The sequence below is a fragment of the Chitinivibrionales bacterium genome (assembly GCA_035516255.1).
Taxonomy (GTDB): domain Bacteria; phylum Fibrobacterota; class Chitinivibrionia; order Chitinivibrionales; family FEN-1185; genus FEN-1185.
In genome coordinates this window covers 1-18721 of sequence record DATJAL010000049.1, presented here as the reverse complement: position 1 = coordinate 18721, position 18721 = coordinate 1, and the positions used below count along the sequence as shown (strand labels likewise).

Sequence of the window (18721 nt, the reverse complement as noted above, 5' to 3'; positions counted from 1 at the left end):
GAGGAAGTATGACATTTTCCAAGGTTCTGGTCACGGCTGCGGCTGCCCTGGCCGCGGCGTCGATGCTTTTGAACTCGGTGGCGGCACAAAACGCCGGCGTAAAGTCAGACAGCGCAAAAACTGCGGCCGCCGTAAAGGAATTAAGGCCGCAGACGACCTGCCCGGTCATGGGGGGTCCCATAAACAAAAACCTCTATGTGGACTATAAAGGCAAGAGAATTTATGTGTGCTGCGAAGGCTGCCTCGCGGAAGTAAAGAAAAACCCTGAGAAATATATCAAGAAACTTGCTGACATGGGACAGGGGGTGGAGACAATCGTAAAGGGCGACAAGAAAGGCGCGCCGGCCGCAAAAGACACGTCGGCGGCCCGCTCAAAAGTCAAGAAGCCGGGGGCGAAGTCCGATACGTCAATGGATGGGATGAAAATGTAGGGAATAGATTTGCCACGGCGAGGTAAAAAATGCCCCCTTTCGGCAAAGACCCTGTTTGCGGCATGTCCGAAACGCCCGCATGGACGCGCTCGTTCGTTTACAAAGGCGTAACCTACCGATTCTGCAGCAAGGGCTGCCTCGTCAAGTTCAAGGCCGATCCGGAAAAGTACCTCAATCCAGCCGATCTGGCCACCGCAGCCGCGCCGGAAGGCGCCTATTATGTCTGCCCCATGGACCCCGAGGTGCGCTTGTCCAAAGCCGGTGCCTGTCCCAAATGCGGCATGGCGCTGGAGCCGGAGATCGTATCCCTTGACGAGAAAGAAAATCCCGAACTTGCAGAAATGACAAGGCGGTTCTGGACGAGCCTTGCACTCACTGCGCCCCTTGTTGCCGTGGCAATGCTGCACATGACGCCGAGAATCGTGCCGCACGGTGGTGCCGGTGCGGTGCAATGGCTGGAACTTGCTTTGGCGCTTCCCGTGGTGGTATGGGCGGGTTGGCCGCTTTTCGTGCGGGCGGTAAACTCGTTTGTCAATAAAAGCCCCAATATGTTTACCCTGATCGGGCTCGGGGTGTTCACCGCGTTTGTTTACAGCTTTGTCGCTACGCTCGCCCCCGGGGTTTTTCCTCCATCGTTTCGTGGCGCTCACGGCATAGTGGCAGTTTATTACGAGGCAGCGGCGGCGATCATCACATTGGTATTGCTCGGCCAGGTGCTTGAAATCCGCGCCCGGCAGCGCACGAGTGACGCCATTCGCGCCCTGCTTGAGCGTGCGCCGAAAACCGCGTGCAGGATAGGCCCAGACGGCTCCGAGCGTGACGTTGCGATTGTGGCCATCGCAGAAGGTGACCGGTTGCGCATTCGGCCCGGAGAAAAAGTCCCGGCCGACGGCATTGTTCTGGTCGGAAGCAGCGCGATCGACGAATCGTTGGTGACCGGCGAGCCGATGCCGGTTGAAAAAAACAAGGGCGATAAAGTGATCGGTTCAACCATAAACACCACCGGCTCCCTTGTCATAAAGGCAACGGCGGTGGGCGGCCACACGCTGCTTTCGCGAATCGTCGGCCTGGTTGCTTCCGCGCAACGAAGCCGGCCGCCCATCCAGAAGCTTGCGGACCGGGCGGCATTCTTTTTCGTTCCCGTGGTGGTGGCCGTTGCCGCGGTCACGTTCGCCGCGTGGGCGGTTTGGGGACCGGCGCCTTCACTGGCATACGCATTGGTCAATGCAGTGGCGGTGCTGATCATCGCCTGCCCCTGCGCCCTGGGCCTTGCAACGCCCATGTCGATCATGGTGGCCACGGGCCGAGCCGCAAAGGCGGGCATACTGTTCCGCGATGCCTCGGCACTGGAGGTGCTGGGCAAGGTCGACACCCTTGTGATTGACAAAACAGGAACCCTTACGCTGGGAAAGCCTGCAGTGACGGCCGTTGTCGCTGCGCCCGGCTTTTCCGAAAGGGAAGTGCTTTCAATGGCAGCAACACTCGAGCGCGGAAGCGAGCATCCGTTGGCCGCGGCAGTCGTTCGCGCAGCACAGGCGCGCGGTATTTCTTTTATTGAGCCACAGGCCTTTATGGCAAAACCTGGAAGGGGAGTGACCGGAACGGTGGCGGGCCGGCGTGTGGCTGTGGGCAGCCGCGCTTTTCTGGAGGGGATGTCAATATTTTCGGCCGATGCTCCATCTGCCTTTCCGTCCGAAGAAGCCCGCGGCGGGATATATGTTGCGATAAACAATAGGGCGGCCGGCGTTATCCGGATAAAGGACCCGATCAAGGAAACCACGCCGCAGGCGATGGGCGACCTGCGCCGGCAGGGACTTCGCGTGGTGATGCTCACCGGCGATAATGCATCAAATGCCTGGACGGTTGCCTCAAAGCTCGGGATCAACGAAGTGATCGCCGGGGTGCTGCCCGACAGGAAAGCGGAGGTAATCAAGCGGCTTCAGAACCAGGGCCGCGTCGTGGCCATGGCTGGCGACGGCATTAACGATGCGCCGGCGCTCGCCCAGGCCCAGGTGGGCATTGCCATGGGCACCGGCACCGACGTGGCCATGGAAAGCGCCGGTATCACTCTTGTCAAGGGCGATCTCGCCGGCATTGCGCGCGCCATGAAGCTTTCGCACGCGACCATGCGCAACATCAAACAGAATCTTCTGTTCGCATTTGTCTATAATTCCATCGGCGTCCCTGTCGCGGCAGGGGTGTTGTACCCGTTGTTCGGGGTGCTTCTGAGCCCGATCATAGCCGCGGCTGCCATGAGTTTTTCATCGGTGTCGGTGATCACGAACGCGCTAAGGCTGCGAAAGGTGAAATTGTGAGGGAGAAAGAAGTCTGAAGGTCTAAAAGTCCGCAAAGTCAAGTAATCCCATTAGGTCGTCCGGCAGGCTTTCTTGACTTTCAGACTTTATAGACGCTCCTCATCCAACAGGCGTTTTTCGCCTTTCAGCTCCATGATGTCCTGAACGTCCAGCGTGCATTCCATGCACCCGATGTAATGCCCGTCGTTATCGTGTAAGGCGTAGAATTCGATGAGCACCTTGCGGCGCGCGCTTTGCGTGCGGTCGGGGCGCATGTCGATCCAGAACCGGGCTTTCTTCCGTTTCCCCGACTTCATTTCCTGCACGATCGCCTCCACGAGGGAAAGGCTCTCCTGGGGATGGCATTCCCGGAAGTCCATGCCGTAACAGGCCTCGGGCCGGTTGAAGAGACGGTTTGAATGCTTGTTCCAGGCTATTACCTTGTCAAGAGCGTCTATCACGGTGATTTCGACCGGCACGGTCTCGAACATCGCGTTCACGAGCTTTTCGTCCATTCCGTCAACTTTCATGCAGCCTCCGCGCAGGTGGAGAAAAAGAATGGGGAAACGCGTTTCCCCGCCATCCATTGACCTTGAGATTTTATGGAGCTTACGACCGTATGGACTTGTTTCAGAATGTTCCGTCCAAAACATCGGCCCCCTTGAACGGCGCGAACGAGAACGTGTAACTGAGCTGCAGCTGAGGCGACCACCAGGTTTCCGAGTCCGTGCGCGGGAACAGCAGCCCGGCAAGGTCGAGCGAAGCGCACAGCACGCTGTGTTTGCCGACGAGCATGGCGAATCTGCCGCAGGGGATCATGGCGTAAGAATTGTTGAGCGTGTAGTGGTCCGACGAATAGGCGTCGATGGTTTCAACGGAGCTGCGGTACTTCTGCATTCCCATGATCCCGACGCCGCCCTTGAGCTGGTCGTTTCCGAAAACGCCGAACGCGCTGTATTCGAAAAACGCATTCTGCGCCCACGACATGTCCTGGTTGGCGGGCGTCGGCCACGAAATTTTTCCTTTGAACCCGGCGTTGGGCTTGCCGCCGCGGATCGTGACCACCCAGTTGACGCAGTACTGTTCGCTGAAATGCACCGGGCTGTAGTCGGTGATTTCCTTCTGCAGGACCGGGTCCCAGAATTGCGAATAGGGAACCATCATGGTGAAGGCCTTCATCTGCATCAGGGCGAGGCCCACGCCCACGCCGAAATATTTGAATCCCCATTCATGCTCGATGCTCAGGCACAGGTCGGGATATTTAAGGTCGGTGCTGTTATCGACCGAATCGTTTCCCGACAGCGGCATTCCTATTTTGATGCGAACTTGGGAGCCCGGCGTGGTGGGATGCACGTACCACAGGCTGGCACCCCACTGGCTCTGGTCCGAATTTATCTTTCCCGCGATGGCCCGGGCATCAATGCCGATGACAGAACCGGCAGCGATTCCGTTGTTGCACGGCTGTTCCGCGGTTTTCTGGCATTCTGAAGCGCGTTCCTGGGCCGCTTGCGCCGTATCAAGTATCGCCGGCGTCTCGCCCGCGGGCGGCTTGGCGATGGCGAGCGGACCCTCGGGCGCCCTTGTCCCGTGAAAGAGCAGCTCCAGGACGTCGTCCGCGATCCGCGGGGGAACCTCGGTGTAAAAATCCTCAATCGCTCCCTTGAACTGGTAATCGCGCAGGAGGATGCGTTTCTTTTCCTTTACATTGTAGAGCGTGACGCTGTAGGTGAAGAGCGTGCCCACCTTGCCGATGGAGGACGACAGAACGAACGTGCCCTGGCATTTTTCGCCGGCGGAGCACACGCATTCGAGACTGGCGCATTCGCCACCCGCGTCGAGCTTCGCGTCCTTGAGCGCGGCGGCCGTCTTGTTTTTATCCGCGACTACGAGCCGTTCGTTCCGCGACAGCTTCCGCGTGAGATCGGCGCTGATCAGCATGGCTTCGTTTTCGGATACGCCGATCGCTTTTACCGGAAGCACGCAGAGGCTCGGCTGGACGGAAACCGTGTCGGCGGCAACCGGCCCTGCCAACCGGAAACATGCCGCGCAGATGATGGACGCATAGGAAAAACGGCCGGCAATGCCTTTCATGGTCTCCTCCTATAGGTGAAGTGTCAATTTGAAAATATATTTTGTAAACCCGGCGTGCCGAGTATCTGATGAAAAGCGCCGCGTTCCATTATAATAGACACCGCGCCGAGGTTCCATCGCTCAAGAAAGTGGCGGATAAAAATTCCTCAACGCGGCTTGGTATTTTGTATTTTTTTCCAGAGCGGCCGCTCACGCAGGGATTCAGGCGGTCGGAAAATACGCAAAAGGAGTGACACCGTGTCGTATCCAACGTTACGCGAACAGGTGCAGGGCTATTCCACGCCGTTTCTTCTCGAACAATACGTGCACATGCGCGACCAGTACACCGCGGAGGCGATCAAGCTCATGGAAGAGGAGCTAGCCCGGCGGCACATCGACGCCGATCAGATAGAGGAATACCGGAAAAAAAGCCTTATCGGCGAGGACGCGGGCAGCGGCAACGTCAAGGTGACGCACCTGCGGCGCGACGATTTTGTCAAGCTCGACGGCACCTTTTCGCGCAACGACGGTTTTCTCGTGCGCGCCATGTTCGGCGAGGAGGAGGTGCCGTTTTTCGCCGACACCTCCATGCAATATTCGGCGGTTCCGGGACGCGAAAACGAGCCCCAGCCCGTGACCGTGTACGTGCACAAGGACGCGGTGGAAAAAGCAAAGGCGCTTATCGCCGCCCACTTCGACTTTGCCGACGGCGTGTACCGCGTGAAATACTCCGGCGTCAAGGAGCGGCTCGCGTCGTTCAGCTTCTACGAGATCCAGCAGACCGAGATCGACACCGCCGAGATTACGGACGCGCATTTTTCGCAGGAAGAGAAGGAAGTGCTCGTCCATTACGGAAAAAAGCTGCTTGCGGAAATCGACGACATCGAGGGCCGCGACGGCCGCATCGTGTTCAATTTTGACAACGTGGAAGGCCTCGTGGACCGTTTGTCTGGGAAAGATCCCGGCCTCACCAAGGCCGACCTGCTCACGGCGCTGGAGATCCTTCAGATCTACGTCGGCGATCCGGCGTTCGGGAAAACGGCGGAAGGAATCGCCGAGGCGCTGTTGGGGTTTTTCCTGCAATAAAGGTGTTGAAGAAAACGCCAGCCGCTTGAGCGGATGTTCATCTGTTCCAAAAATCAAGTTTGTTCATTTGAATGATCGCAGCCGCATCATCCGCCCATATTTGGTAGCCGTCGGCGTTGTAATGGTGGTCGTCGCAGAAACACGATTTTGAAATCGGGCGGATCGGCGTGAGCTTCAAATACGGATCCATCGTTTCAATCGTGTTTATTTTTTTTATGAGAATATTGTCATACCGGTGATAACTCGTATAGCTGTTCCTGTCGCCGTTCTCCTCATACCTGCCGAAAATGAAGGGAAGCGTCGGGTTGCCGGAGACCATTCTTACTTTGTCAATTAACCGTTTGAGGTTCGCGTCGATTTCCCGAACCTTTCTTTTACTTTCGCCTTCGTCAAATCCGAACATCATCAAAACGCCGCCGATGGTGGATTTCTGTTTGAGGGTATTGATTTTATCAATAAGGAACCTGTCGTTACCGTTGGCAGTAAAATCCTCGATGGTGATGCCGTTGATGGTGTGTTTTACCCCGCAAAAGTGATGGTCCGGATAGAGCAGCGCCATCCGCTTCAAGAACGGCATGACCGGCGATCCAGAATTGTTCGACATGTCCTTGTCCGTTCCGTGGTAAAACCCTTTAGAGGTGTTATAGAGCCATACATTCGGCATCGGCATGCTGTCCATTTGGGCGCAATAACCGCTCATGTTGCTGTGGCCGATGAAAAAATAGGTGATCATGGTGCTTCTCGAATAGTGCTCGATTTTAACGGCGGCATTGTGATATACCGAACCTGAAGATTGATTCGCCATCGTTGAGCCTTTGGCGTTTTGCGTGCCTTTTATATTCGAAGCCAGCAAGCAAGGGCCAGGTAAGTATGGCAATACCACTATTTTTTTTTCTAGTACCTTCTTCGCTACCGGCATCGCTCGTTCAAGAAGGCCGCCGCGCTCCGCATCTTCGCATATCACCGACGAAATAAAGGGCGCCGGCGTGTTAAGACGGAAATAAACCACCGCAATGCCCTCCGGATGCTCGCCGGCGGATTTGATGAAACACAATCCGAGCAACAAGTAACAAAGGAGAATAATTACCAACGCCATTGCAAATAAAGCCTTTGCATTTTTTGAAAGGGATGTTTTTTCTGGTTTTTCCGGAGGAACGGGAGCAATTGCCGCAAGGTTTTTCCTGGTTTGGCGGCATTCGGGGAGCACAAACAAAACAATTACGATCCCGGAACTGAGGACCAACAGCCAGAAAATGACAAGAAAAGAAACGTTCTGTACAAGCCAGAGCTGCGGCAACAGGATAATGGCGGCAAACCCGATCATGACCGCAAGAACATCAAAAAACGAAGATGCCCGGTATTTCTTCTTCGACAGGAACGCGGTGAGCCTGCGGGGAAACAAGTGGCTGCAGGGTGAACTCCGCACCGGGCACCGCGCGCAACTGGAAGCCAGGATAAGGGCGAAACTCGCCAAGGCAGCAACCAGATACAATACGGCTATCGCGGGTGATCGCGGATGAATCGCGCCCCATGCCAGGGCAATTGCGGTTGAAATGAGAAATAGGCTGAGGATACTGTAGTATCTGTTCCGCATTGTTTCCTTTTTTAGGACGACTAAACAAATCGCAATAGTATTATACTATCCCGTCAAGGGAAAATCTCCTTTTACCATGGCGGTTTGTGGGAAAAACGTGTGGTGTAGAGCGGATACTGCGGCGACCCGGAATTCGGAAAAACTGCCGGGGGAACCGCGAGAGCGCTCCTCGGGGATTTTCCTGCGACAAATCTATTTTTTACGGGATGCTATCAGCGGTGAGCACAGAATCATCTTCCGTTCCAAAAATCGAACTTGTTGATCTGTATGAGCGCAACGGCGTCATCCACCCACAGGTGGTAGCCATAGTCGTTGTAATGGTGGTCGTCGCAGAAACACCCTTTGGGAACTGGCCGTATCGGCGCCAGCTTTAAGAAGCGATCAATTTTTTCAAGAGCTTCGATTTGACGTGTAAGAACATCGTCGTAACGGTGAAACTTCCCCGGCAGAACCTTCCGCCCGTTTTCCTCATATCTGCCGAAGATGACGGGAAGCGTCTCGTTGCCGGCCGCAGCGCGCAATTTGTCGATTAAGTGTTTGACATTGGCGTCAAAGTCATCCACTTTCTTAATGTCTGTTCCTTCAATGAATCCGAACATCATCAAAACGCCGCCGATGGTCGACTTTTCTTTCAGAACTTTTATTTTGTCAATTATGAACCTGTCGCCATTATTGACGAGCAAATCTTCAGCTGTCAGGCCGTTGAGCGCGTATTTTACGCCGCAAAAGTGATACTCCGGGTACAGGAGCGCCATCCTTTTTAAGAAACGCATCACTGGTGATCCGGAATTGTTTGATAAATCAAGGTCTGTCCCATGGTAAAATCCTCTCACGGTACTATAAAGCCAGACATTCGACATCGGCTCGATGTCCATTTGAGCGCAGTACCCCCCATATTGCTGTGGCCGATAAAAAAGTACGTTATCATGGTGTCGAGGGATTTTTGGCATCGGGGAGAATTTGGATCGTAAGGGGTTGTTGTTAACGGTTGATTTACGGCAGCTGACCCAAAGTTATTTTGCAAGTCTTTTAAGGTCGGTGACAGGAAATAGAGCCCGGGCACGTAATGCAAAAGGATAATTTTTCTGTTGATAATCGGCTTTGCGACCACCGTCATTTCTGCGGAAAGGCTGGTGTTTTCCGGTTCCCTTATAAAAGCATAGGAAACAAATGGTATACGCATTCCCCAACGGAGGTATATGATGGTAACCCCCTTGGAGCGCGTACCGATGGGCTGAGTGATAAACACTCCAAGGGAAAGATAACCGAAGATAATAATTCCTAAAAGCAGCAGGAGAAGTACACCACTTCCGGGCGATGGTCTTTTCATTGACTTCATTTTTCCTCCGGCCGGCGCTCCGAACGCGAAAGCTCTCTTAATAAATATAAACATCGCAATCCGTATTAGACCATTTTAGACCATTATAGTAAAAGATTGGTTACCCAGATTGCTGAAAAACTTTCTTTCTCTTGACGGTTTACAAAAAAATTGTTTATTATATTGATAATATCGATGAGGCCAGAATTATTGGCGCGATCTTCCGATAACTTTGAAAATCATTAAAAACTTAAGAGGCTACCTATGAAAAACCTCCCTTGTCCATCCGTAGCGGTCATACCTATTGTCGCCGTACTACTCTGCTTATGTGTCCCCGCTACCGCCGCAACCTACTACTGCTCCAACGCCGGCAGCGACCAAAACACCGGCACGAGCGACACCGCAGCGTGGGCTACATTGGCCTATGCGAAAACAAAATTGCGCGGCAGCGACCAGCTGCTGCTGCGGCGCGGGGATGTTTTCAGGGACTCGCTTGACCTTTCCGGCATTTCCAACCCGGCCATCGGCGCGTACGGGCAAGCGGGCCTGGCCCGGCCCGTGATCGCCGGCAGCGCGGCGATTTCCGGCTGGAGCGTTTACAAAGGGTCAATCTGGGTCGCCGCGTGCCCGCAAAAAATACAGAAACTGTTTGTCAACAACGTCATGATGACGCTCGCGCGCTACCCCGACACCGGGTGGCTGCGCGTCGACACCATGACCGAGAACGCAGACGGCACCAACACGGTGATCACGCTCGCCGCGCTCAGCCAGCATCCGGGCAACGCCGCGGGCTACTGGACAAACGCGCAGGTGCGGTGGCGGCGCTGGAGCTGGTGGTTCGAGACGCGGCGCGTCACGGCCTACGACGGCGCGGGCAGGCTCTCGCTCGCGGGCGCGAGCGTCATCCACATCGATCCGGCCGACGGCACCAGGGGCTGGGGCTTTTACCTCGACAACAAGTTCGAGGAGCTTGACGCGCCCGGAGAATGGTACTACGACGCCGTCGCTGGGAAGGTGTACCTGTATCCGCCGGGCGGCGCTGACCCGAACGCCATGCTCGTGGAAGGGGCATGCTTTACATATGGCTTGCGGCTCGGCGGCGGCACGGCCGACAACGTCTGCTTCCGGCACCAGCTTGAAAACGGCATCGTGCTTTCGCGGCAGAGCGTGGTTTCCAACTGCCGTTTCGAGTGGATCGGCGGCGACAGCGGCGGAAGCGCTTTGAGCGCGTCCTGGGACATTGCCGATTCGCATATGTTCGGCAACGTGTTCGAAAACAACCTGAACATCGGCATATCGTGGTACGAGAACTCCGGCCGCAAGGGTCAGTCGGTGATCGAGTACGACACGCTGCTCAATACCGGATCGTTCCCCGGCTACGGCGGCACCGGCACGTGGCACGCCGTGGGCATCCTGGTCCACCTGACATCGGGCGCCCAGGTGCGCTACAACTACATTGACAAAACAGGATACGCCGGCGTCCTTTTGGGCAGCGACAGCAATTTCGTGTACGGCAACATCATCAAGCACGCGATGTGGACGCTCAACGACGGCGGCGCGATCTATACCGACTGCAGCAGGAGCCATATCTACAACAACATCATCTACGACACCAAGGGCGACCTCACGTCGAGCGGCCCGTGGTACCCGCTGGGGCACGGGATTTGGCTGGAGTTCCTGGGCGATTACCACAACAGCGTGGTGGAGAACAACACGGTGGTGCGCAGCGGCTGCAACGGCATTTATCTGCCGAACAATTTTTATGACACGGTGCGCGGCAACGTCCTGTTCGACAATGCCGTGGCCCAGCTCGATCTCGACGGCCAATTGACAAACAGCAGCACGGGCCGCACGCAGAACCTTCCGCAAGGAAACGTTCTTTCCGGCAACGTGTGCTACGCTACGACGCGTCTTGAAAAGGCGCTGGAGTTCAGGCCCGAATACAATTACGGCACGCTCACGGGAAATTATTTCTGCAACCCGTTCACGGATTCGGTGGTGTCGGGCTACGGCACCGGCAACCAGTATTACACCCTGTTCGATTACGCGCTCGGCAAGTGGAGGTCGTTGTATACATGGGCGGACGCGACGGCGAAAACCGATCCGGTAAAACGGCCCGCGGGCATGAGCGAGGCGAATTCCTACGGCATGGGCACCATTTTCATCAACGAGTCGCCGGCGACGCAATCTTTCACTCCCGGCCCGGGAACATGGGTCGACCTTGACAATACGCCCGTGACCGGCGCCTTCGCCCTGCCCGCCTTCACCTCGAAAATCCTGATCTGCACCGATTCGAGTGTGGGAGTTATTTCGGCCGGAATTAAGAATCCGAATCAATATTTCAGGCAGCTTGGCAATGTAATGACGTATGAGCTTTTGTCAAATAGCAGTGTGATGATAGTAGTTTACGATTCGAGAGGCCGAAGGCTGTCTGGATCAACGAGCTTGAATCAGTTGAAAGGATGGCATAAAGTTGATTTGACAAGTGCGATTGAGGGAAAGAGGAGACTGACGCAGGGAATTTATACCTATGTGTTTAGCGTCAAGGGGCAAGGAAATGAATGGACAAGAAGCGGAAAATTGTGTGTGATGCATTAAATCCTGGCGAACCGTCGGCAACGAAGATCGAAGCAGGAACAATTCAAAAATTGTCATAATGTTGGTTTGCGTTAGCTGAAAAATAGGGATGGGTCGGATCTTATCTGCCCGGCGTTAAGCAGGACTGGAGGCCGCGCCGGAGCGCGGTGCCGCCCGGACGCCGCCGCGCAGCGGCCTAGCGCCGTGGCAGCCCGAGGGCGAGCCCGAGACCGGAAGGAGGGCCGACCCTGCCCTTCGTCTTGACGAAGGGCAGGGGAACGCCCAATTCCCTACAATTTCAAAGCAAATCTTATTATTACCTCCTCTTGACATTTCTCCCCCGCGAAATTTATCATAATACCATAGTGTGCTTTGTTTTCATCACCGCATTTCCCGAAAGGACGATGCCTGTATGTCAAGTGTCAAGAAACACCGCAAGGCCAAGATCAACCGGCACAAGCGGAAGAAGAAGAGAAGGCTGAGCCGCCACAAGAAAAGGACCTGGCAGGCCTAGCCTCCGCTAGTAAGAAAAGGGTGAGAACGGTTCTCACCCTTTTCTATTTTATACTCTGAAGAAGATATGGAGATTGCTTTGTCGCGCCGCTCCTCACAATGACATTCTTTGGGAGCTGGAGGAAGATTGGTCATTGATATCTTCATTCTGGAATTTGCAATCCGAAATTTGTAATCCGAAATCAGGAAATTTATAATATGCAGACGCTCCAGGGAATCGTCAAGGACATCACCTTCCGCAACGAGGAGAACGGCTTCACCGTTCTCAAGCTCGAGGCGCCGGGCACGGCCGTGCCCGCGTTGTGCGTGGGCACCATGCCCGCGGTGGAGGCGGGGGAGACGCTTTCGGCGGCCGGAGAGTGGGAGCTCCACGCGAAATTCGGCAGGCAGTTTGTTGTCAAAACGTTTGAGACCGTGCGGCCCCTCACGCGCGAGGGCATCGCCGCGCTCCTGGGAAGCGGCCTCATCGAGAACATCGGCGCGGTGCGCGCGAAAAAAATCATCGACGTGTTCGGGCTGGAAACGCTTGACATACTCGACAAAACGCCCGAGCGCCTCCTCGAGGTGCGCGGCATCGGGAAGAAGACGCTGGAGAAAATCATCGGCGCGTGGCGCCGGAGAAGCCACATCCGCGCCCTCATGCTGTTTCTGCAAGAGTGCGCGATCACGGTGAACATGGCGACCAAGATCTACAACGCCTACGGCGACGCGGCAAAGGAGAAAATATCGCAGAACCCCTACTGCCTCATCGACGACGTGTGGGGCGTGGGCTTCAAGAAGGCCGACGCCATCGCGCAGAAGCTCGGGTTCGCCCATGACACGTTCAAGCGCATCCGCGCGGGCCTTTCTTATGTCGCATCCGAGGCGGCCGCCGACGGCCACACCTACCTGCCGAAAACGTCGCTGCTGTCGCACGCGGCCGAGATCCTCGAGGTTCCCGAGGACAAGGTACTGTTTTCGCTTGACCATATTGTCAAGGAGGGGACGCTTGTCGACGACGAGGACAGGATCTACCTTCCGCACCTGTACGGCGCCGAATGCGCCGTGGCGCAGGCGCTCGCGCAGCGCGCAGGCCAACTGAACCACGCCGTCAGGAAATACGACGCGAGGTATATTGCGGCATGGCTCGAGAGGTATTCCAAAAAAACAGCCTGGGCCCCGGACCCGAAGCAGGCCGCGGCGGTTCACGCCGCGCTTTCCAGCGGCGTGAGCGTGCTCACCGGCGGGCCGGGCACGGGAAAAACCACGACGCTCCAGGTGATCGTCTCGTTCCTGCGCGAGCATTCCATTGTCGCGGCGCTTGCCGCGCCCACGGGCAGGGCCGCCCAGCGCATGGGCAGCATCGCGGGACTGGCCGCGAGCACGCTCCACCGCCTGCTGGAATTCAGGCCCGGCGCCGGCGGGTACCGATTCGCACGGGACGCCGGCAACCCCGTTGACGCGGACATGATCATCGTGGACGAGGTCTCGATGATGGACATCCTGCTCACGCGGAGCTTTCTCGCGGCCGTCAAGAAGGACACGGCCCTGCTGTTCGTGGGCGACGGCAACCAGCTCCCGTCCATCGGACCCGGCGCCGTGCTTTCCGACATGATCGCGTCGGGAAAAATCCCGCACGTCGGGCTCACCACGGTGTTCAGGCAGGCGGCGCAGAGCGCCATCGTGCGCGCCGCGCACGACATCATCGCGGGGAGAGCGCCGGAATTCCCCAATGACAAGGACGGGAACCTGTTCTTCATCCCGCAGGACGACCCCGACCGCTGCTGCGGAGAGATCGTCAGCCTGGTGTCCAGGCGCCTTCCCGCGGCCTACGGGCTTGACGCGCGGGCAGACATCCAGGTGCTGTCGCCCATCCACAAGGGCGTCCTGGGCACGCAGAACCTCAACGCGCTGCTCGCGCAGGCGCTCAACCCGGACCCCCGCGCGGTCAGGCGCGGCGACACGGCGTTCGGCGTCGGCGATAAGGTGATGCAGGTGCGCAACGACTACGACCGCGGGGTATTCAACGGCGACATCGGCATCGTGAGCGAGATCGTTGACGACACCGACCTCGTGGTTGATTTCGGGGAACAGAAAACCGTGTACGAACCGAAACACCTCGACGACCTGGTGCGGGCGTACTGCATAAGCATCCACAAAAGCCAGGGCTGCGAGTTCCCGGCCGTGGTCATTCCCGTGGTGACCCAGCATTTCATCATGCTGCAGCGCAACCTTCTGTACACCGCGATCACGCGCGCGCGCCGCCTGTGCGTGCTGGTGGGATCGCAGCGCGCCGTTTCAATCGCGGTGAGGAACAACGAGACCGTGGAACGGTATTCGAGATTGCGGGAGCGGATAGTTGATGCGGTAAAGGTTGACACGCAAACGTGTTGACAGGTAGACACATTGCAAAACAGATGGGCTTATGATTTTTTCCAGCACGCTTAACATGTATACCCGTCTACGGTCAACCCGCCAACTTATATCTTGCCATTGTTGACAAAAATTCAATTCCGCTGTATATTTTCATTTGATGCAAGTCATGTAACAACGGAAAACCAATCAACGTGCTTTGAACGGAGACCGTGAATATGAAGAAAAAGAACAAATCAGCGATTCGTTTTTGGGTCCGCGCACTGGCCGTGGCGCCGGTGCTTTCGTTGTTCGTGATAGCCTGGCTCAGTTGCGTGAACCCTCTTGCCCCGGTCTGCAGTTCGGGGAATACCTATTGCAGCGGCTCGCAGAAATGCTGCCCGAACGGCTACCCATATCACTGCAACGCCGGGAGCGCCTCGGGCAAATGCTACCAGAGCATCCCGACCAATCCGCCATGCACGACGTATGACTATTGCAGCGGGCAGTGAATAAGGTTCATGTTTTTCCTGGATTTTTTTTCCTTGCACAAGATGGGTCTCCGTCGGATCAATTTATTCTAAGGTTTACTATGATCCCAGCGGAGGCGAACAAACCTGAAATCTTCTCAAAAAAGTTCCTTGCCGTCCTTCTTGTCATAAGCATTCTCACCAACGTCGTCCTCGTTCTGCAGCAGCGCGACCCCTATTTTTTCACCGGCATACGCTATGCGTTTCTTCCGGTGCCAAAGGTGCTCCCTGCCGACCATGTGCGCGGCAACCCGAACGCGAAGAACACCGTCATCGAATACGCCGATTTCCAATGCCCCTTCTGCGCCGAGTTTCATCAGTCAATGAATACGGTCATGAAGGAGGCCGACGTGCGCTGGGTGTACCGCCATTTTCCGCTCAAGAGCCACTCGCTCGCGCCAAAGGCAGCCGAGGCCTCGGAATGCGCGGCAGACCAGAAAAAGTTCTGGGAATACAGCGACGCACTTTTTAATACAAAAACCGAGTTGACGGACGAGACATTTATATTTGCAGCCGGGCAAATCGGCCTTGACGTTCCGGCATTCGAAAAATGCCTGAGCAATGGAACGCACCGCGCCGTTGTTGACGCCCACCTTAAGGATGGGAAGAAAATGAAGGTGGACGGGACGCCGACGCTTTTTATTAATGGGAAGCGGTATGACGGGTATGTGCCGCTGGATGCGTTGAGAAAATTGATTAAAATAAAATAACATCCGGTGTTCCGTCTGCGCTGCCCCGGGGTCTTCAGCCCCGGACCCTGGCCAGGGGATGATCTGCAGCGACCACCCCGCAGTTCGCCGCGGCCTTCGGGGGGCTGCGGAACAAGGGAAATTATTTATTAAAGCATTTCCCTCCGGGAAACGCGGACTCGTCCTCGCCCCAAAATCCTCCGGCCGCGTCTGCACCACGGAGGGGATGAAAAGAAAATAGTATCATCACGCCATTTGTTAACGTTTCAGGGTCGGCGCTGATGGCGACGAAAAAAAGAGAATCGGAAAGATTACTTTTATCCGGCGTTAGGCAGGAGCGGAGGCCGCGCTGAAGCGCGGTGCTGCCCGGCCCTTGCCGTCAGGCATACAGGGGCCGCGGCAGCCCGAGGCGAAGCCGAGACCGGAGTGAGGGCCGACTCCACCTCGCACGAATGCGCGAGGTGGGGGAACGCTAAAATTATATCGTTGTTATGCGAGCAGCGCGACACGCAGCTTTTTCTTATATTATAAGGTAACGCACCATCGGTCAGCTCTCGACAAACCCGTCTTCTCATCTTCCATATTTCTAGAGCGGCGCTCATATGAAATCATTTGCTGCTTTCGCAACCGTCCTGATGGCAATATCATTTGTCAATACGGCATTTTGCCAGGTCCAGTCATGGCCGCCGGGCGGCACCACGCCTTCCCCCGTCACCGCGGCCATGAAGCTGCCGTCAAACCGCTACGTGCCCTCCACGAAGAAATACAACCTGGTATGGGCGGACGAGCTCGTGGGCATGCCCACGGGAAAAATCCAGTTCATCGCCCGGAACTACGCGGCGAGCCAGAAGATGTCGGCGTCGCAGGCGGGCGATTACCGGGCCTACAATCCCGATTTTCTGTGCATCATCTATCATCTGTCAAACGGCATCAACCCGCAGAACAACAGCGACTGCCCGCTTCCGCACGGTACCACTCCCATCACCTCGTGCACGCCGCAGGGGTGGGTGTCGGAGTGGGACAACAACTTCGTGCCCTGGCTCGCGTCGGCCGGCATCGCGTTGGGAAGCGGCCGCTACGAGCAGATGTTCCAGCATTACGTCAGCGTTGATTCCAACAACAGGGTCTGGCACGGCGACCCGCAATGGACCATGTGCCTCGAAAACGCGGACTGGCAGAAGTACGTTGCCGATGTGTCGATCAACTGGATGACGGGCGAGCAGGACGACGGCGCGTTCTTCGACGTGTGCGTGGAGACCATGGTGCCCGGGCTCTACCATCCGCAGCAGGGGGACCCTGCGCCGCACAATTTCAACTGGTACCTGAGCCCGTACGGTCCCGCGGGCTACACCGTTGCCACGCTCGGGGACTTCGCGACCTGGATGAACGGCCAGTACCTCGGATACTGGCAGTCGATTTACAAACGGTTCCACACCGCCTCCGCCGATTTTCTCATCCTTCCCAACATCGACCAGATGACCACCGGCTGGTACGATCCCGTATGGACGGAGGGCGGCGCCGCCGGCGAGACCATCGACGGCGCCATGATGGAAAATTTCGGCAACGCGACCGGCGGCGACATGTACCTCACGTTGTCGCGCGCCGTCAAGCACCTCACCGGAAGGGGAAAGATCCTCATCGCGCAGTTCTACGACACCACGCAGACGGAGCGGTACCGCCGCACCGGCATGTACATGCTGGTGAAAAACGAGAACAGCTTCATCAACATCCTCGGGCCGGGCGCGCCGGGCTGGTTCCCGGAATACGAAATCAGCCTGGGCGATCAGAGCCCGGTGCCCGCGGACATCAGCGCCCTGCGGGTGGCGGGCTCGGATGCGTCGTCGCTGTTTAGGCGGGATTACCAGAACGGAATGGTGCTGTGCAACACCTCGGGCTCGGCAATGAATTACGCGATCCCGGGAAATAACTGGAACACGGTCACCACGAGCGGCGGCGGGAGCGTATCCAATGCCGGCGCAATCGCGCCGCAGTCCATTACCTTCACACCCGTAACCGCGCAGGTCTCAGTTCCTGCCTATGGTAGCTTGATTCTTACGAACAACACGGCGGTGACGACTTCAATTTCAAGGATGCGGAGCGGCGCAGGTCAGCTGTTTTCCGGTCCTGTCAATGGGGTGATCACTGTCCATCGGCCGGGGATGGTGTCGGTGTACGGTCTGGACGGCGTTTTGAAAATAAAAAAACAGGCGCTAGGTATCAAGGCAAATATTGACATAAGCGACTTAACGCGGGGTATTTATATTATAAAAGTCGCTGGTGCATCGGAATCAAGAATTATGTGGACGGGAAAAGGTGGATTCCCGCTTTCGCGGGAATGACACGTGCAAAAGTCATATTGAGATCAGATCCTGCGGGTGGTGAGAATTGAGGGGAAAAATAAAGGACGAAAAGAATCGGTGATTACAAAGGTGAATTAACGGCACGAAATAAATAACAATCTCCCTCCAAGGTAAAATGGTGCGGCCCCCGCGGCGGATAGTTATTTTCATAAAAAGAGATTGTATTGATCAACTGTCACTTTGATGCAGGCATTGCATGACAAATGTGATTGTCAATAAAGAGTGCAACCTCACCACGTATGTGAGCAAGGGTGTGCTCGCCTTTGACGGTATCCGCGATGCCATTGCGGCGTTTTACGAGGGCGCGCCGACACTCCACATCATTTGGAACTTGACCGAAGCCGACCTGTCGAACCTTTCCGGCGATGAAGTTCGGGACCTGGCAAAAACCGCTAAAAGTCATTATCGTTCACGTGAAGGCGGCAAGACCGCGCTTGTCGCCTCAAGCGACGCCGATTACGGTCTGGCGAGGATGTATGAGGTCTTCACCGAATTTGCAAAGCTGCCCGCAAGCGTTAAAGTCTTCAGGACCATGGAGGAAGCCCAACAGTGGATACGTTCCTGATAAAAGTTCGGTAATCCCACGGCAGGGGTGCGTCGTCCCGTTGTACGCGGAAAATTTTATCTTCATTCACTTCCGGTCAAGAGTAATTATTATTTTCTCATAGGCGCTTGCTTGCCGCGAAAAACCCGGTTCAGGAACGGCGTTTCAATTTTTCATTTTCACAGAGGACGCAACAATATGAACAAACATATTCCCGATCCCGACAAACGTGACCTGTACCGCTTCCCCTGGTCGCTCAACGACAATCCGCAGGGATGGGTGGAGATCACCGACATCTGCAACCTGCACTGCCGGGGCTGCTACCGCCAGCGGCTCGAGGGCCACAAGCCGCTGGAAAAAATAAAGGAAGAAATATTATTCCTC

The 18721-nt window shown here is 56.1% G+C and carries 16 protein-coding genes; 11 read left to right on the top strand and 5 right to left on the bottom strand.

The window, feature by feature from the left end; translation table 11 throughout:
- Positions 1–8 precede the first annotated feature (8 nt).
- Together VLX68_14230 and VLX68_14225 are read left to right on the top strand one after the other, a co-directional pair.
- Entirely contained in the window at positions 9–431 is a 423-nt protein-coding gene (locus VLX68_14230; protein ID HUI93401.1) for a hypothetical protein, read from the top strand.
- Between the two features lie 29 nt (positions 432–460).
- A complete protein-coding gene (locus VLX68_14225; protein HUI93400.1) occupies positions 461–2746 on the top strand; it encodes a heavy metal translocating P-type ATPase in 2286 nt (761 codons plus the stop codon).
- Positions 2747–2832: 86 nt separating this feature from the next.
- Here VLX68_14225 and VLX68_14220 read toward each other — a convergent pair whose 3' ends face one another.
- Both VLX68_14220 and VLX68_14215 read right to left on the bottom strand, forming a co-directional pair.
- Positions 2833–3255, bottom strand: coding sequence for a PAS domain-containing protein (locus VLX68_14220; protein ID HUI93399.1), 423 nt, complete (start codon positions 3253–3255; stop codon positions 2833–2835).
- Between the two features lie 100 nt (positions 3256–3355).
- Positions 3356–4816, bottom strand: a complete 1461-nt coding sequence (locus tag VLX68_14215; protein ID HUI93398.1) for a hypothetical protein — start codon at positions 4814–4816, stop codon at positions 3356–3358.
- 237 nt (positions 4817–5053) lie between these two features.
- Between VLX68_14215 and VLX68_14210 the strand changes: the two genes are divergently transcribed.
- Positions 5054–5881: a hypothetical protein gene (locus tag VLX68_14210; protein ID HUI93397.1), complete on the top strand. Its 828-nt coding sequence runs from the start codon at positions 5054–5056 to the stop codon at positions 5879–5881.
- Positions 5882–5918: 37 nt separating this feature from the next.
- On the opposite strand, the gene VLX68_14205 is transcribed toward VLX68_14210, so the two are convergent.
- Complete coding sequence (locus VLX68_14205) at positions 5919–6686, bottom strand: sialate O-acetylesterase (GenBank protein ID HUI93396.1); 768 nt, start codon at positions 6684–6686, stop codon at positions 5919–5921.
- A gap of 448 nt (positions 6687–7134) precedes the next feature.
- On the opposite strand from VLX68_14205, the gene VLX68_14200 reads away from it, so the two are divergent.
- Entirely contained in the window at positions 7135–7401 is a 267-nt protein-coding gene (locus VLX68_14200) for a hypothetical protein (protein HUI93395.1), read from the top strand.
- Positions 7402–7705: 304 nt separating this feature from the next.
- Here the strand turns inward: VLX68_14200 and VLX68_14195 are convergent, their stop codons facing one another.
- Positions 7706–8350 (bottom strand): hypothetical protein, encoded by a 645-nt coding sequence (locus tag VLX68_14195; GenBank protein ID HUI93394.1) that lies wholly within the window; start codon positions 8348–8350, stop codon positions 7706–7708.
- Positions 8305–8814: a hypothetical protein gene (locus tag VLX68_14190; protein HUI93393.1), complete on the bottom strand. Its 510-nt coding sequence runs from the start codon at positions 8812–8814 to the stop codon at positions 8305–8307. Before VLX68_14190 ends, VLX68_14195 begins: the two co-directional genes overlap by 46 nt.
- A gap of 243 nt (positions 8815–9057) precedes the next feature.
- Here VLX68_14190 and VLX68_14185 point away from each other — a divergent pair, with 243 nt between their 5' ends.
- From VLX68_14185 to VLX68_14155, 7 genes are all read left to right on the top strand, one after another.
- Positions 9058–11391 carry a right-handed parallel beta-helix repeat-containing protein gene (locus VLX68_14185; protein ID HUI93392.1) on the top strand — a complete coding sequence of 778 codons (2334 nt, stop codon included), beginning with the start codon at positions 9058–9060 and terminating at the stop codon, positions 11389–11391.
- A gap of 690 nt (positions 11392–12081) precedes the next feature.
- Entirely contained in the window at positions 12082–14256 is a 2175-nt protein-coding gene (locus VLX68_14180; protein ID HUI93391.1) for an ATP-dependent RecD-like DNA helicase, read from the top strand.
- 197 nt (positions 14257–14453) lie between these two features.
- Positions 14454–14726: a hypothetical protein gene (locus VLX68_14175; protein ID HUI93390.1), complete on the top strand. Its 273-nt coding sequence runs from the start codon at positions 14454–14456 to the stop codon at positions 14724–14726.
- A gap of 80 nt (positions 14727–14806) precedes the next feature.
- Positions 14807–15454 (top strand): DsbA family protein, encoded by a 648-nt coding sequence (locus tag VLX68_14170; GenBank protein ID HUI93389.1) that lies wholly within the window; start codon positions 14807–14809, stop codon positions 15452–15454.
- 581 nt (positions 15455–16035) lie between these two features.
- Positions 16036–17772 (top strand): T9SS type A sorting domain-containing protein, encoded by a 1737-nt coding sequence (locus tag VLX68_14165; protein HUI93388.1) that lies wholly within the window; start codon positions 16036–16038, stop codon positions 17770–17772.
- A 217-nt stretch (positions 17773–17989) separates the two neighbouring features.
- Entirely contained in the window at positions 17990–18358 is a 369-nt protein-coding gene (locus tag VLX68_14160) for a hypothetical protein (GenBank protein ID HUI93387.1), read from the top strand.
- Between the two features lie 177 nt (positions 18359–18535).
- The coding region (locus VLX68_14155; protein HUI93386.1) for a hypothetical protein at positions 18536–18721 on the top strand (186 nt) is incomplete at its 3' end.